This window comes from Streptomyces triticisoli, assembly GCF_003270085.1.
Classification (GTDB): Bacteria; Actinomycetota; Actinomycetes; order Streptomycetales; family Streptomycetaceae; genus Streptomyces; species Streptomyces triticisoli.
This window is the reverse complement of the sequence record NZ_QFDQ01000035.1, coordinates 1-14,349: the sequence shown is the minus strand read 5'-3', so window position 1 is coordinate 14,349 and position 14,349 is coordinate 1. Positions and strand designations below refer to the sequence as shown.

Genomic DNA, 14,349 nt, shown 5'->3' with positions numbered 1-14,349 from the left:
CGCGGGCCGCACCCGCCCGACCGCCGCGGCGACTGCCGCGGCCGTCGCGGGCCCGGCGTACAGTCCGACGGTCCGCCCCGCGTGGTTCGTCCGTTCCCAGCGCCCGCGCCCACCGGGCGCGGCGGCACGGAGCCCGGCGGTCCCGGCCCGGGCAAGACCGGCGGCCAGCGCGAAGGAGGTGGCGATACGGGAGATCATCCCGTCACCCTACGACGCGCCGGCCGTCCGCCCGGGCCGTGGCGAGAAGTTCCTCGGCGTGGGCCCGGGCCGTCTCGGAGTTCTCCTGCCCGGCGAGCATGCGGGACAGCTCCCGGACGCGGTCCTCGCCCTCGAGCACCTTCACACCGGAGCGGGTCACCGAGCCGTCGCTGGTCTTCTCGACCAGCAGCTGGCGGTCGGCGAAGGCGGCGACCTGGGGCAGGTGGGTCACGACGACGACCTGGGCGGTCTTCGCCAGCCGGGCCAGACGCCGCCCGATCTCCACCGCCGCCTTGCCGCCGACGCCCGCGTCGACCTCGTCGAACAGGTACGTCGGCACCGGGTCCGTTCCCGCGAAGACCACCTCGACGGCCAGCATCACCCGCGACAGCTCACCGCCGGAGGCCCCCTTGGCGATCGGCCGGGGCGGCGCGCCCGGGTGCGGGGCGAGCAGCAGTTCGACCTCGTCGGCGCCGGCCGGCCCATAGGCGACCGTACGTCCGCCGACCTCGACGCCCTCGGGGTCCTCGGTCTGCCGGATGGCGAACGACACGCGCGCGTGCGGCATGGCCAGCGAGGCCAGCTCGGCGGTCACGGCGGCGGCGAACCGCTCCGCGGCCTCCGTCCGGGCGTCCGTCAGCGCCTGGGCGAGCCCGCCCAGTTCGGTGCGCAGCGCGTCCCGTTCGGCGGTCAGCTCGCCGATCCGCTCGTCGTCGGAGTCCAGCTCGGTGAGCCGGGCGGCACTGTGCTCGGCCCAGGCGAGCACGGCGCTCACGTCCTCGCCGTACTTGCGGGTCAGCGAGCCGAGCGCGGCCCGCCGCTCCTCCACCGCCGCCAGCCGCAGCGGGTCGGCGTCCAGGTTGTCGGCGTACCCCGCCAGCTCCCCGGCCACGTCACCGAGCAGAATGCCGATCTCGCCGATGCGGTCGGCGAGCGCAGCCAGCGCCGGATCGTGCGACCGCACGGCCTCCAGGGCCCGCCGGGCGCCCGCGACGAGGGTGGCCGCGTCGATGGCCTCGGGGTCCTCCGGACTGGCCGCGAGAGCGGCGTGTGCGGCCGTCGCGGCGGACGACAGCGCCTCGGCGTGCCCCAGCCGCTCCGCCTCCTCGGCCAGCTCCACGTCCTCCCCGGCGCGCGGCTCGGTCGCCGCGATCTCGTCGAGGCCGTAGCGCAGCATGTCGGCCTCCTGGGCCCGCTCACGCGCGCGCGTGGTGATCTCCTCCAGTTCGGCGGAGACGGCCCGCAGCCGCCGGTAGGCCCCGGCGTACTTCGTCAGCGGCACGGCGACCGTGTCGCCCGCGTACCGGTCGAGGGCCTGCCGCTGCCGGGACAGCTTCAGCAGCCCCTGCTGGTCGGTCTGCCCGTGCACGGCCACCAGGTCGTCGGCGAGCTCGGCGAGCAGCCCCACGGGCACGCTCCGTCCACCCAGGTGCGCCCGCGAGCGCCCTTCGGCGGAAACGGTACGGCTGATCAGCAGCGCCCCCTCGTCGAGTTCGGCGCCGGCTTCCTCGGCCCGTACGGCGACGGAGGCGTCCGCGGGCACGGCGACCCGTCCCTCCACGACCGCCCTGTCCGCCCCGATCCGCACCAGCGCCGGATCCGCACGCCCGCCCAGCAGCAGCCCCAGGCTGGTGACCACCATGGTCTTGCCGGCCCCCGTCTCCCCCGTGACGGCGGTGAATCCGGGCGACAGCTCGACAACGGCGTCGTCGATGACCCCGAGCGACCGTATACGCATCTCCTCCAACACGTCCTTGACCTTACGAGGTCGAGGGCGGAGAGCGCACGTAGGCCACCCATGTCACCCCTTGGAGGCGCTAATGCGGCGCCCCGCGCCACCCGGACACCGGCAGCGCGAACTTCGCGACCAGCCGGTCGGTGAACGACGCGTGGTGCAGCCGGGCCAGCCGCACCGGCACAGCTCCCCGCCGCACCTCCACCCGCGCTCCCGCGGGCAGCTCCACCGTCCGCCGCCCGTCGCACCACAGCACTCCCGGAGGGACGTGCGGCAGCACCTCCACGGCCAGGACGGAGTCCGGAGACGTCACCAGCGGCTTGGCGAACAGCGCGTGCGCGGAGATCGGCACCATCAGCAGCGCCTCCACCTCCGGCCACACCACGGGCCCCCCGGCGGAGAAGGCGTACGCGGTCGACCCGGTGGGGGTGGCGCACACGATGCCGTCGCAGCCGAACCCCGTCACCGGCCGTCCGTCGATCTCGAGCACGACCTCCAGCATCCGCTCGGCGGACACCTTCTGCACGGCCGCCTCGTTCAGTGCCCAGTCGGTGTGCACGATGTCGCCGTTGCGGTGCACGACCACGTCGACGGTCATGCGCTCCTCGACCTCGTACGCCTTGCCGACCACCCGGTCGACGACCTTGTCCAGGTCGTCCCGCTCGGCCTCGGCGAGGAACCCGACCCGGCCGAGGTTCACCCCGAGCATCGGCACCCCGGAGGCCCGGCCGAACTCCGCGCCGCGCAGCAGCGTGCCGTCACCGCCGAGCACGATGAGCAGTTCGCACCCGTCCAGGGACTGGGGGGTGGCCTCCTTGACCAGGTCGACCTCGTCCGGCAGCGGCAGGTCGCGCGCCTCGGCCTCCAGGGCGCGTACGCCGATCCCGGAGCGCAGCAGCCCCTTGACCACGAGTTCGGCGCTGCGGATGGCGGCCGGCCGTCCGGTGTGGGCCAGCAGGAAAACGGTTCGTGCTCGGGTCTGTGTCAACGCGGCCCCTCCGCCACTGCACGGTCAACGTCGGCCGGGTCCGGGGCGGGCGCCCCGGCACGCAGCCACAGAAAGTATTCGACGTTCCCGGACGGCCCGGGCAGCGGACTCGCGGTGACACCCCGCACTCCGAGTCCCAGTTCCCACGCCTTGCCGGCCACGCCCCGCACGGCTTCCGCCCGCAGCTGCGGACTCCGTACGACGCCCCCGCTGCCCAGCCGTTCCTTCCCCACCTCGAACTGCGGCTTGACCATCATCACCAGGTCGGCGTCCGGTTTCACGCACCGCACCAGGGCGGGCAGCACCAGGCCGAGCGGGATGAAGGACAGATCTCCGACGACAAGATCCACAGGCTCCCCACCGATCGCTTCGAGCGTCAACTCGCGTACGTTCGTACGGTCCTTGACGGTGACGCGTTCATCCTGTCGGAGAGTCCAGGCGAGTTGTCCGTATCCGACGTCGACGGCGACGACGTGGGTGGCGCCCGCGCGCAGCAGCACGTCGGTGAAGCCTCCGGTGGAGGCTCCGGCGTCCAGTGCCCGCCGCCCCTCGACGACGAGCCCGAGCGGTGTGAAGGCCTTGAGCGCGCCGGCGAGCTTGTGGCCGCCCCGGGAGACGTAGTCGGGGTCGCCGTCGTCGGCGGCGACGACGATGGCGGCGGCGGTCTCCACCTGCGTGGCGGGCTTGGTCGCGACGGTCTTGCCGACGGTGACCCGTCCGGCGGCGATCAGCTGGCCGGCGTGCTCACGCGAGCGCGCGAGCTTGCGGCGGACCAGCTCCGCGTCCAGACGGCGGCGTGCGACTCCTGCCACGTTCGGTTCAGCTCCTGTGTCGGTACGGCGGTTGGTACGGCTGTTGATACGACGACTGCTACGACGGTGTGTACGGCGGCTGGGGCGCGGGCGGTCCCGGGCGGGCGTCGAGCGCGGTGAGCGCGTCGCGCAGTTCCCTGTGTACATCCTCGTACACCTGGAGGTGCCCGTCCGTGGTGAGGCGGTCGGCGTCGCCGAGCCGCTCCAGGGCCGTGTCGACCCCGTCGTTGCCGGTGGGAGTACGGGGAACCTCCAGGGGCGCGGGGGCGGCGGGGTCGTACCCGGCGTCCGCGGCGTTCTCCTCCGCGGCCACTGCTTCCTCCCCGGCCTCCGTCCCGGTCACAGAGTCGCTCATGCCCAGACGCTACCGCGAAGCCCTGGGGTACCGTCGGTCGCGATGGCCACGATCGAGGAGTGCCGCAGCGCACTCGAGAAGCTCTCGGACAACATGGCGGACGCCGAGGGGAACGTCCGCGAGGCGGCGGCTCTGGACCGCTCGGTGAGCTGTCACCTCAAGGACCTCGACGTCACCTTCGTGGGGCGCCTCACGGGCGGCCGGATCGAGGTGCGGGACACCGTCCAGGGCCCGCCGCCCGAGAGGGCCCAGATAAGGCTCGCCATGGCCGGCGACGACCTGGTCGCGCTGGTCGGCGGGGAACTGCACTTCGCCAAGGCGTGGGGGTCGGGCCGGGTGAGGCTGGAGGCGAGCCTGCTGGACCTGTTCCGGCTCAGGAAGCTTCTGTAGCCCCCACGCGTTCTGTGGCCCCCACGCGCACGCGTGCCGTGCGCGCGGCCGGCACCACCAGCGGTGTGCCGGTCTCCGGGTCCTCGATGACCTGGCAGCGCAGCCCGAAGACCTCCTCCACCAGCTCGGCGGTGACGATGTCGTTCGGCGCGCCCTGCGCGATGACCTTCCCGCCGCGCAGGGCGATCAGGTGGGTGGCGTAGCGGGCGGCGTGGTTGAGGTCGTGCAGCACGGCCACGAGGGTGCGGCCCTGTGCCTCGTGCAGTTCGGCACACAGGTCGAGGACGTCGATCTGGTGCTGGATGTCCAGGTACGTGGTCGGCTCGTCGAGCAGCAGCAGCGGCGTCTGCTGGGCCAGGGCCATGGCGATCCACACGCGCTGGCGCTGGCCGCCCGACAGCTCGTCGACACAGCGGTCGGCGAGTTCGGCGACCCGGGTCCGCTCCATGGACTCCTGGACGACCCGCTCGTCCTCGGCCGACCACTGGCGCAGGATGCCCTGGTGCGGGTAGCGGCCCCGGCCGACCAGGTCGCCGACGGTGATCCCGTCGGGCGCGACCGAGGACTGCGGCAGCAGCCCGAGGGTGCGGGCGACCTTCTTGGCGGGCATCGACTGGATGACCTGCCCGTCGAGCAGCACCCGGCCCCGGCTCGGCTTGAGCATCCGTGACAGCGCCCGCAGCAGTGTGGACTTGCCGCACGCGTTCGGGCCGACGATCACCGTGAAGGAGTGGTCGGGGATCTCCACCGACAGCTGCTCGGCGATGACCCGGTGGTCGTAGGCGAGAGTGACGTCGTCGGCGGTCAGGCGGTTCACGGTGCTCCTTCGGTTGTTCGCTGCGGTGCTGCGGGCGCTCATATCCGGCCGGCCCTGCGCTCGGTGACCAGCAGCCACAGCAGGTAGATGCCGCCGAGTACCCCGGTGACCACGCCGACGGGCAGCTGGTCGGCGCCGAAGGCGCGCTGCGAGGCCCAGTCGGCGGTGACCAGCAGGGCGGCGCCCATGCACAGGGAGGGCACCAGGTTGGGGCCGGGAGCGCGGGTGAGGCGGCGGGCGAGCTGGGGCGCGGTCAGGGCGACGAAGCTCACGGGGCCGGCGGCGGCGGTGGCGGCGGCGACCAGCAGCACGGCGGAGCCCATCAGCAGCAGCCGTACGCGTTCGACGCGCACCCCGAGGGCGTGGGAGATGTCGTCTCCCATCTCCAGCATCCGCAGTCCCCGCGCATGGGCGAGGACGAGCGGGACGAGTACGGCGCACAGGGCGAGCAGCGGCTGGACCTGGGTCCAGTCGCGGCCGCCCAGGGAGCCGGTCATCCAGACCACCGCGCGGGAGGCGTCCACGAAGTCGGCCTTGGTGATCAGATAGCCGTTGACCGCGGTGGCGACCGCGTTGACGCCGATGCCGACCAGGACCAGCCGGTAGCCGTGCACACCCTGCTTCCAGGCGAGCAGGTGGATGCCGAGGCCGGTCGCCAGACCGCCCGCGAGCGCCCCGAGGGTGACGGTGGTGGCGCTGCCCGAGAGCAGGACGATGACGACGAGCGCGCCGGCCGTCGCGCCCTGGGAGAGGCCGAGCACGTCCGGGCTGCCCAGCGGGTTGCGGGAGAGGGACTGGAACAGGGCGCCGCCGAGCCCGAGACAGGCGCCGACCAGCAGCCCGACGAGGACGCGGGGCAGCCGCAGTTCGCGGACGATGAACTCCTGCCCCTGGTCGCCCCGGCCGACGAGCGTCCTGAGGACGTCGGCGGCGGGTATCGGGAAGTCGCCGGTGCCGATGAGCACGATGCTCGCGGCGAGCGCGGCGGCGAGCAGCAGGCCGACGACCGTACAGGTGCGCACGTCGAGGCGGAGGGACAGCCCGCCCTGGGTGCGGACGGCCCGTGCCGCCCGCGCGGTGCGGGGAGTGCCGGTGGTCTTCACAGCTGGGTCGTCCTCCGCCGCCGTACGAGCAGGATGAACACCGGGCCGCCGATGATCGCGGTGACGATCCCCACCTGGAGCTCGGCGGGCCGGGCGACGATCCGGCCCACGACGTCGGCGCCGAGCAGCAGCACGGGCGACAGGAGGGTGGCGTAGGGCAGGATCCAGCGCAGGTCGGGCCCGGTGAAGGAGCGCACTACGTGCGGGATCATCAGCCCGACGAACATGATCGGCCCGCAGGCGGCGGTCGCCGCCCCGCACAGCACGGTCGCGGCGAGCATGGCGAGCGCCCGGGTGCGGTTGAGGTGGGCGCCGAGGGCGCGGGCGGTGTCGTCGCCCATCGCCATGGCGTTGAGCGGCCGGGCCAGCAGCAGGGCGACCACCGTGCCGACCGCGAAGAACGGCAGCACTTGGACGATGATCGCGTCGGTGGCGGAGGCGAGCGAGCCCACGGTCCAGAAGCGCATCCTGCCCAGCGCCGCACCGTCCATGATCATCACGGCCTGGAGGTAGCCGTGGAGCGCGGCGCCGATCGCGGTGCCGGCGAGGGCGAGCCGGACGGGCGTGGCACCCCGGCTGCCGCCGAGGAACCACACCAGCGCGCCCACGGCGGCGGCGCCGAGGAAGGCGAACCAGACGTAGCCGCTCAGGCTGGTCACGCCGAGGAACGTGATGGCGGTGACGACGGCGGCGGACGCGCCCGCGTTGATGCCGAGGATGCCCGGGTCGGCCAGCGGATTGCGGGTCAGCGCCTGCAGTACGGCCCCGGCCAGCCCGAGCGCGGCTCCGGCGAGCAGGCCGAGGACCGTACGGGACAGCCGCTCGCCGACCACGACGTCGCCGTACGTCCCCGAGTCCTGGAACAGGCCGTGCCAGACCTGCGCCAGGGACAGCTCCTTCGCTCCGATCGCGATGCTCGCCAAAGCGACGAGCACCAGGATCACGGCGGAGACGAGGAGCCCGAGCGAGCGCACCGCCGCGCGCCTCGGGGGCGCGGCGGCGGCCATGCGCTCTTCTGGAGGACTGTCGACCAACACGAAGTTAGGTTAGCCTACCCTCCCCGAACACTCGACAGTGCGTCAGGCCCCGGTCGTCCGCGGTCAGCTGCCGACGTAGGCCGCCAGGTGCTCACCGGTGAGGGTGGAGCGGGCGGCGACGAGGTCGGCGGGCGTGCCCTCGAAGACGATCCGGCCGCCGTCGTGGCCGGCGCCGGGGCCCAGATCGATGATCCAGTCGGCGTGCGCCATGACGGCCTGGTGGTGCTCGATGACGATGACCGACTTGCCGGAGTCGACGAGCCGGTCCAGCAGGCCCAGCAGCTGCTCGACATCGGCGAGGTGCAGACCGGTGGTCGGCTCGTCGAGGACGTAGACGCCACCCTTCTCCGCCATGTGGGTGGCCAGCTTCAGCCGCTGCCGCTCGCCGCCGGACAGCGTGGTGAGCGGCTGACCCAGGGTGAGGTAACCGAGCCCGACGTCGGCCAGCCTCTGCAGGATCTTGTGGGCCGCCGGGGTGCGCGCCTCGCCGGCGCCGAAGAACTCCTCGGCCTCGGTCACCGGCATCGCGAGCACCTCGCTGATGTCGCGCCCGCCGAGGCGGTACTCCAGCACGGCGGCCTGGAACCGCTTGCCCTCGCAGTCCTCACAGGTGGTGGAGACACCGGCCATCATCCCCAGGTCGGTGTAGATGACCCCGGCGCCGTTGCAGGTGGGGCAGGCGCCCTCGGAGTTGGCGCTGAACAGCGCCGGCTTCACGCCGTTGGCCTTGGCGAACGCCTTGCGGATCGGGTCGAGCAGCCCGGTGTACGTCGCCGGGTTGCTGCGCCGGGATCCGCGGATCGGGGTCTGGTCGACCGCGATCACACCCTCGTCGGCGGGGACCGACCCGTGCACCAGCGAGCTCTTGCCGGAGCCCGCCACGCCGGTGACGACGGTGAGCACGCCGAGGGGGATGTCGACGTCGACGTTCCGCAGGTTGTTCGCCGTCGCGCCGCGGATCGCGAGCGTGCCGGTGGGTTTGCGGACCGTCTCCTTGACGGAGGCCCGGTCGTCGAGATGGCGGCCGGTGATCGTGTCACCGGCCCGGAGCCCCTCGACGGTGCCCTCGAAGCAGACGGTGCCGCCCGCCGTACCGGCGCCGGGTCCGAGGTCGACGACGTGGTCGGCGATCGCGATCGTCTCCGGCTTGTGCTCCACCACCAGCACCGTGTTGCCCTTGTCCCGCAGCCGCAGCAGCAGGTTGTTCATCCGCTGGATGTCGTGCGGGTGGAGGCCGATGGTGGGCTCGTCGAACACGTAGGTGACGTCGGTGAGCGAGGAGCCGAGGTGGCGGATCATCTTGACGCGCTGCGCCTCACCGCCCGACAGCGTGCCCGACGGCCGGTCGAGCGAGAGGTAGCCGAGACCGATCTCCACGAACGAGTCGAGGGTGTGCTGGAGCGCGGTGAGCAGCGGCGCCACCGAGGGATCGTCGAGGCCGCGGACCCACTCGGCCAGGTCCCTGATCTCCATCGCGCAGGCGTCGGCGATGCTGATCTCCTTGATCTTCGACGACCGCGCCCCCGCGGTGAGCCGGGTGCCGTCGCACCCGGGACAGGTGGCGAAGGTGACCGCCCGGTCCACGAACGCGCGGATGTGCGGCTGCATCGCCTCCCGGTCCTTGGAGAGGAAGGACTTCTGGATCTTCGGGATCAGCCCCTCGTAGGTGAGGTTGACGCCGTTGACCTTCACCTTGGTCGGCTCGCGGTACAGGAAGTCGTGCCGTTCCTTCTTGGTGTACTCGCGGATCGGCTTGTCCGGGTCGAAGAAGCCCGACTCGGCGATGACCCGCACCACCCATCCGCCCCCGGTGTAGGTGGGGATGGTGAACGGGTCCTCCGAGAGCGACTTGGAGTCGTCGTAGAGCTGGGCGAGGTCGATGTCGGAGACCGTGCCCCGGCCCTCGCAGTGCGTGCACATGCCGCCGGTGCGGCTGAACGTCACCTTCTCGGTCTTGGTCTTCTCGGCACCGCGGTCGACCGTGAACCCGCCGCTCGCCTGGACCGAGGCGACGTTGAAGGAGAACGCGCCGGGCGGGCCGAAGTACGGCTTGCCCAGCCGGCTGAAGAGAATGCGCAGCATCGCGTTGGCGTCGGTGGCGGTGCCGACCGTGGAGCGCGGGTCGGAACCCATCCGCTGCTGGTCGACGGTGATCGCGGTGGTCAGCCCGTCGAGTACGTCGACCTCGGGCCGCGCCTGCGTCGGCATGAAGCCCTGCAGGAAGGCGCTGTACGTCTCGTTGATCATCCGCTGCGACTCGGCGGCGATCGTGTCGAACACCAGCGAGCTCTTGCCCGAGCCGGACACGCCGGTGAACACGGTCAGGCGGCGCTTGGGGAGTTCTACGCTGACGTCCTTGAGGTTGTTCTCGCGCGCCCCGTGCACGCGGATCAGATCGTGGCTGTCGGCAACGTGCGGCGCAGGCGACTGCGCGTCCGTCGTCGTTGCCATGCTCATCGTGTCTCCCCTGGTCTCCATGGCGGTCACGCTAGCCGCGGCCGGGTCACCGGCGCTTCTCCATTCCTGACAAGTCCGCTCGGCCTCCGACGGGTCTGCTCGTCCTCCGACGGGCACGCTCGTCTCGGATTCACAGCCCCAGTCGCGCCAGCGGCTTCTCCCCGTCCAGCTCGCACGCGCCCCCGCCGCCCGCCGTCCACGCCGCCGCGCACAGCGCGCGCAGCCCGTCCAGGGCCTCGCCGTCGCCGGTCAGCTCCAGCCGCTCCGCCCCCGCTGCCGCCGTCCACCCGCCGCACCGGAAGCCGTCACCTTCCCGGGTGATCCCGGGCTGCCCGGTGAGCAGTCCGCGCAGATCGGCGTCGACGTACGTCGGCCGGTGCTGAGGCGGCGCGGCGAGCAACTGTGCCCCGTCCGTCACCCCGGTCAGGACCAGCAACGAGTCGACACCGCCGTTGAACGCGCCCTCGATGTCCGTGTCCAGCCGGTCCCCGACCACCAGGGGCCGCTTCGCGCCGGTGCGCAGGATCGTCTCGCGGTGCATGGGCGGCAGTGGCTTGCCCGCCACCTGCGGCCGGGCCCCCGTGGCGATCCGCACCACCTCCACCGCCGCGCCGTTGCCCGGCGCGATCCCGCGCGCGCTCGGAATCGTCAGATCGGTGTTGGAGGCGAACCAGGGCACTCCGCGCGCGACGGCGTAGGACGCCTCCGCCAGGCGCCCCCACGGCATCTCGGGGCCGCCGTAGCCCTGTACCACCGCCGCCGGGTCGTCGTCGGCCGACTCGACCGGCTCGAGGCCGCGCTCGCGCAGCGCCATCCGCAGCCCCTCACCACCGATCACCAACACGCGCGCCCCCTGCGGCACCTGATCGGCGATCAGCCGGGCCGCCGCCTGCGCGGAGGTGACCACATCGGACGCCTGAGTCGGTATGCCCAGCTCGGTGAGGTGCGCGGCCACCGCGTCCGGAGTGCGCAGTGCGTTGTTGGTGACGTACGCCAGACGCATGCCGCCCGTGCGGACGGTGGCGAGCGAGTCGACCGCGTGCGCGATCGCGTTCCCACCCGCGTACACCACTCCGTCCAGGTCGAGCAGGGCCGTGTCGTACGCCTCGCTCAGGGCCTGTGCACTGCCCTCGGGCCTCGTCCTGACACCCTGGCTCATTCCGCATCCGCTCCTCTGACACCGGCTTTCCCCCGATCATCCCCCATGCCACTGACACACGTACGATGCCGGGATGAACACTGCAGGTCACCCACCGGCAACACCACGCCGGGGCCTCGAACTCACCCCGTTCCGAGGCCTCCGCTACGACCCCGACCGGGTCGGCAGCCTGGCCGCCGTGACATCCCCGCCGTACGACGTCGTCGTACGCCCCGACGGCCTGCACCACCTCGAGTCCGCCGACCCCCACAACATCGTCCGCCTGATCCTGCCCCAGGCCGGCACTCCCAGCGCCCGTAACGAACAGGCCGCCGACACCCTGCGCCGCTGGCTGTCCGAAGGTGTCCTGACCGCCGACCCCGAACCGGGCCTGTACGTCTACGAGCAGAGCGACGGCGGCGGGATGCTGCAACGCGGACTGATCGGCGCGCTGCGTGTGTCGGACCCCGCGGAGGGCGTGGTGCTGCCCCACGAGGACGTGATGCCGCACGTCGTCGCCGACCGTGCCGCCCTGATGCGCGCGACCTGTGCCAACCTCGAACCGCTGCTGCTCACCTACCGCGGCAACGGCTCGACGGCCGCCGCCACCGTCGCCATCGAACGCACCGCCGAGCAGCCTCCGCTGCTGTCGACGACCACCGAGGACGGCTACAGCCACCGCCTGTGGGCCATCACCGACCCCGCCGCCCTGGCCGGTGTCCAGGAGGACCTGGCCCAGTACCAGGCCCTGATCGCCGACGGCCACCACCGCTGGGCGACCTACCGGCGTCTACGCGCGGAGCACCCCTCCCCCAGCGCCTGGGACTACGGTCTGGTGCTCCTCGTCGACACGGCCCGCTACCCGCTCCGGGTCCGCGCGATCCACCGCCTGCTGCACGGTCTGCCGGTCTCCGACGCGCTGTCCGCGCTGGAGGGTTCGTTCCGCGTACGACGCCTGGAGAAACCCCTGACGGAGGCCCTGCAGGCGCTCGCGGACGTGGCCTGTGCGGGCAACGCCTTTCTGCTCGCCGGGGACGGCGCCTTCCACCTCGTGGACCGCCCGGACCCGGACCTGCTGGCCCGCACGGTCCCCACCGGGCATCCGACCGCCTGGCGCACCCTCGACGCGACGGTCCTGCACGCCACGCTCCTCGAGCACGTCTGGCGCATCCCCGAGGACTCCCCCGCCCACATCGCCTACATCCACGACACGGTCGCCACCGTGGAGAAGGCCGAACGGGACGGCAGTACGGCCGTCCTGATGCATCCGGTCCGCGAGGAGGTCGTCCGCGACCTGGCCCGCCAGGGCGTCACCATGCCCCGAAAGTCGACGTCGTTCGGGCCGAAGCCGGCCTCGGGGCTGGTGCTGAGGGCGCTGGACCTCTGACAGGGGTGGTCGTCAGTCCTTGTCGTCCTCCCTGCCCTTGCCGTCCTGCCCGGCCTCACTGTCCTCGTCGACCTCGTCGACCTCGTCGGTCTCGTCGACCTCGTCGGTCTCGTCGGTCTCGTCGGTCTCCGCAGTCTCGTCGAGCGCGTCGGTGAACTCCACGCCGTCCAGCTCGGCCAGCCGGTCGGAGGCGTCGGTGCTGCCGTCCCGGTCGGCCTCCACGGCCTTGGCGAACCACTCCCGAGCCTCGGTCTCCCGGTCGGCGGCGAGCAGTGCGTCGGCGTAGGCGTACCGCAGCCGCGCGGTCCACGGCTGGACGGAGTTGGCGGCCAGCTCGGGGCTCTGCAGCGTCACGATGGCGGCGTCCAGCTGCCCCATGTCACGCCGGGCGCCGGCCGCGACGAGCCGCATCTCCACCTGGCCGGCCTTGTCCAGCTTCTGCACCTCGGGCTCCCCGGCCATGTCCAGCGCCTTCTCCGGCCGCCCGAGTCCGCGCTCGCAGTCGGCCATGACGGGCCACAGGTCCACGTTGCCGGTCATCCTGCGGGCGGCCCGGAACTCGGCGAGCGCCTCACCGTACTTCTGGTGGGCGTACGCGGCGAACCCGGCCGCCTCCCGTACGGCGGCGACCCGGGACGCCAGCCGCAGAGCCACCTTGGAGTAGCCGTAGGCCTTCCCGGGGTCCTCGTCGATCAGCCGGGCGACCATCACCAGGTTCTTGGCCACGTCCTCGGCGAGCGTCTTCGGCAGGCTCTGCAGCTCCTGCCGTACGTCCTTGTCGATCTCCTCGCCGGTGACGTCCTCCGGGATCGGCAGCCGCTTGATCGGCTCTTGGTCACGGTCGCGGTTCCGATCCCGGTCCCGCTCGTCGCGGAAACGGCCACCACCGCGCCGGTCGTCGCGGCCACGGAACCCACCGGGACGCCCGCCACGGTCGTCACGGTCGTCACGGCGGGGGCCACGTCCACCGTGGCCGTCACGGCCCCGGAAGCCTCCGCGGTCGTCGTCGCGACGGTAGGCGGGGCGGTCACCCTCACGACGGAAGTCGCGGCGGTCGTCGTCACGCCGGTCGTCACGACGGAAGGCGGGACGGTCGCCCTCACGACGGAAACCCCGGTCACGGTCGCGCTCGCGGTCATCGCGGCGGCCGTAACCCCCACGATCGCCATCACGCCGCTCATCACGACGAAAACCGCCACGGTCACCACGCTCGAACCTGTCGTCACGACGGAAGCCGCCTCGGTCGTCACGACGGCCGTAGCCGCGGTCGTCATCGCGCCGGTCGTCACGACGGAAGGCGGGGCGGTCACCCTCACGTCGGTCGTCACGACGGAAGGCGGGGCGGTCACCCTCACGACGGAAACCGCCACGGTCGTCGTCACGCCGGTCGTCACGACGGAAGGCGGGACGGTCGCCCTCACGACGGAATCCCCGGTCACGGTCGCGATCGCGGTCATCGCGGCGGCCGTAACCCCCACGATCGCCATCACGCCGCTCATCACGACGAAAACCGCCACGGTCGTCACGGTGGCCGTAGCCGGCACGGTCGCTGCTACGACGCGGGCCTCCGCGGTAGCCACCACGGTCACCGCGGTCATCACCGTCCCGGCGGCGCTGGTCGCGCTCCGGACGCTCGTCGGGAGAATTGGTGGACATCGGTGACTCCTGTCTTCTGTACTTCTGTATTTTTTTTCTGTGGGGAAAACAAAAGGACCCCTGGTCCCAGCTGAACGCTGGTGACCAGGGGTCCTCCAAAGATTGTTCGGCGGCGTCCTACTCTCCCACAGGGTCCCCCCTGCAGTACCATCGGCGCGGTGAAGCTTAGCTTCCGGGTTCGGAATGTGACCGGGCGTTTCCCTCACGCTATGACCACCGAAACCCTAATGGTTTCGAGCGAACAAGCACACTCTTCAATTGTCCGTCCTGCTCGAA

The 14,349-nt window shown here is 72.2% G+C and carries 13 protein-coding genes, 1 rRNA gene and 1 pseudogene; 3 read left to right on the top strand and 12 right to left on the bottom strand.

Annotation, left to right across the window (positions count from 1 at the left end):
* The 5 genes and pseudogenes from DEP02_RS07265 to DEP02_RS07245 form a co-directional block, all read right to left on the bottom strand.
* A pseudogene (locus tag DEP02_RS07265) lies at positions 1–198 on the bottom strand (hypothetical protein); the annotation flags it as partial.
* A 4-nt stretch (positions 199–202) separates the two neighbouring features.
* Positions 203–1,936 (bottom strand): DNA repair protein RecN, encoded by a 1,734-nt coding sequence (gene recN / locus DEP02_RS07260; RefSeq protein ID WP_112466515.1) that lies wholly within the window; start codon positions 1,934–1,936, stop codon positions 203–205.
* A 79-nt stretch (positions 1,937–2,015) separates the two neighbouring features.
* Positions 2,016–2,921, bottom strand: coding sequence for an NAD kinase (locus DEP02_RS07255; RefSeq protein WP_112466513.1), 906 nt, complete (start codon positions 2,919–2,921; stop codon positions 2,016–2,018).
* Complete coding sequence (locus tag DEP02_RS07250) at positions 2,918–3,733, bottom strand: TlyA family RNA methyltransferase (protein ID WP_112466512.1); 816 nt, start codon at positions 3,731–3,733, stop codon at positions 2,918–2,920. Before DEP02_RS07250 ends, DEP02_RS07255 begins: the two co-directional genes overlap by 4 nt.
* Before the next feature lie 58 nt (positions 3,734–3,791).
* Positions 3,792–4,088: a hypothetical protein gene (locus tag DEP02_RS07245; protein WP_112466511.1), complete on the bottom strand. Its 297-nt coding sequence runs from the start codon at positions 4,086–4,088 to the stop codon at positions 3,792–3,794.
* A gap of 42 nt (positions 4,089–4,130) precedes the next feature.
* Here DEP02_RS07245 and DEP02_RS07240 point away from each other — a divergent pair, with 42 nt between their 5' ends.
* Entirely contained in the window at positions 4,131–4,478 is a 348-nt protein-coding gene (locus tag DEP02_RS07240) for a sterol-binding protein (protein ID WP_112466510.1), read from the top strand.
* On the opposite strand, the gene DEP02_RS07235 is transcribed toward DEP02_RS07240, so the two are convergent.
* The 5 genes from DEP02_RS07235 to DEP02_RS07215 all read right to left on the bottom strand — a co-directional run bounded on the left by DEP02_RS07235 (position 4,462) and on the right by DEP02_RS07215 (position 11,051).
* Positions 4,462–5,337 carry an ABC transporter ATP-binding protein gene (locus DEP02_RS07235; protein WP_112466509.1) on the bottom strand — a complete coding sequence of 292 codons (876 nt, stop codon included), beginning with the start codon at positions 5,335–5,337 and terminating at the stop codon, positions 4,462–4,464. The genes DEP02_RS07240 and DEP02_RS07235 overlap by 17 nt on opposite strands.
* Positions 5,334–6,398, bottom strand: coding sequence for a FecCD family ABC transporter permease (locus DEP02_RS07230; protein ID WP_112466508.1), 1,065 nt, complete (start codon positions 6,396–6,398; stop codon positions 5,334–5,336). Before DEP02_RS07230 ends, DEP02_RS07235 begins: the two co-directional genes overlap by 4 nt.
* Positions 6,395–7,435, bottom strand: coding sequence for a FecCD family ABC transporter permease (locus DEP02_RS07225; protein WP_112466507.1), 1,041 nt, complete (start codon positions 7,433–7,435; stop codon positions 6,395–6,397). Before DEP02_RS07225 ends, DEP02_RS07230 begins: the two co-directional genes overlap by 4 nt.
* A gap of 63 nt (positions 7,436–7,498) precedes the next feature.
* The gene (locus DEP02_RS07220) at positions 7,499–9,892 is read right to left on the bottom strand and encodes an ATP-binding cassette domain-containing protein (RefSeq protein ID WP_112466514.1); all 2,394 of its coding nucleotides are present in this window, start codon (positions 9,890–9,892) and stop codon (positions 7,499–7,501) included.
* 130 nt (positions 9,893–10,022) lie between these two features.
* On the bottom strand, positions 10,023–11,051 hold the full coding sequence (locus tag DEP02_RS07215) for an HAD-IIA family hydrolase (RefSeq protein ID WP_112466506.1): 1,029 nt from the start codon (positions 11,049–11,051) through the stop codon (positions 10,023–10,025).
* 73 nt (positions 11,052–11,124) lie between these two features.
* Between DEP02_RS07215 and DEP02_RS07210 the strand changes: the two genes are divergently transcribed.
* Positions 11,125–12,417 (top strand): DUF1015 domain-containing protein, encoded by a 1,293-nt coding sequence (locus tag DEP02_RS07210; protein WP_112466505.1) that lies wholly within the window; start codon positions 11,125–11,127, stop codon positions 12,415–12,417.
* A 12-nt stretch (positions 12,418–12,429) separates the two neighbouring features.
* Here the strand turns inward: DEP02_RS07210 and DEP02_RS33880 are convergent, their stop codons facing one another.
* Positions 12,430–13,233 (bottom strand): tetratricopeptide repeat protein, encoded by an 804-nt coding sequence (locus tag DEP02_RS33880; protein WP_198668330.1) that lies wholly within the window; start codon positions 13,231–13,233, stop codon positions 12,430–12,432.
* Between the two features lie 153 nt (positions 13,234–13,386).
* Here DEP02_RS33880 and DEP02_RS35260 point away from each other — a divergent pair, with 153 nt between their 5' ends.
* Positions 13,387–14,079 carry a hypothetical protein gene (locus DEP02_RS35260; RefSeq protein ID WP_198668331.1) on the top strand — a complete coding sequence of 231 codons (693 nt, stop codon included), beginning with the start codon at positions 13,387–13,389 and terminating at the stop codon, positions 14,077–14,079.
* A 98-nt stretch (positions 14,080–14,177) separates the two neighbouring features.
* Here DEP02_RS35260 and rrf read toward each other — a convergent pair.
* A 5S ribosomal RNA gene (gene rrf / locus DEP02_RS07200) occupies positions 14,178–14,294 on the bottom strand.
* Positions 14,295–14,349 lie beyond the last annotated feature (55 nt).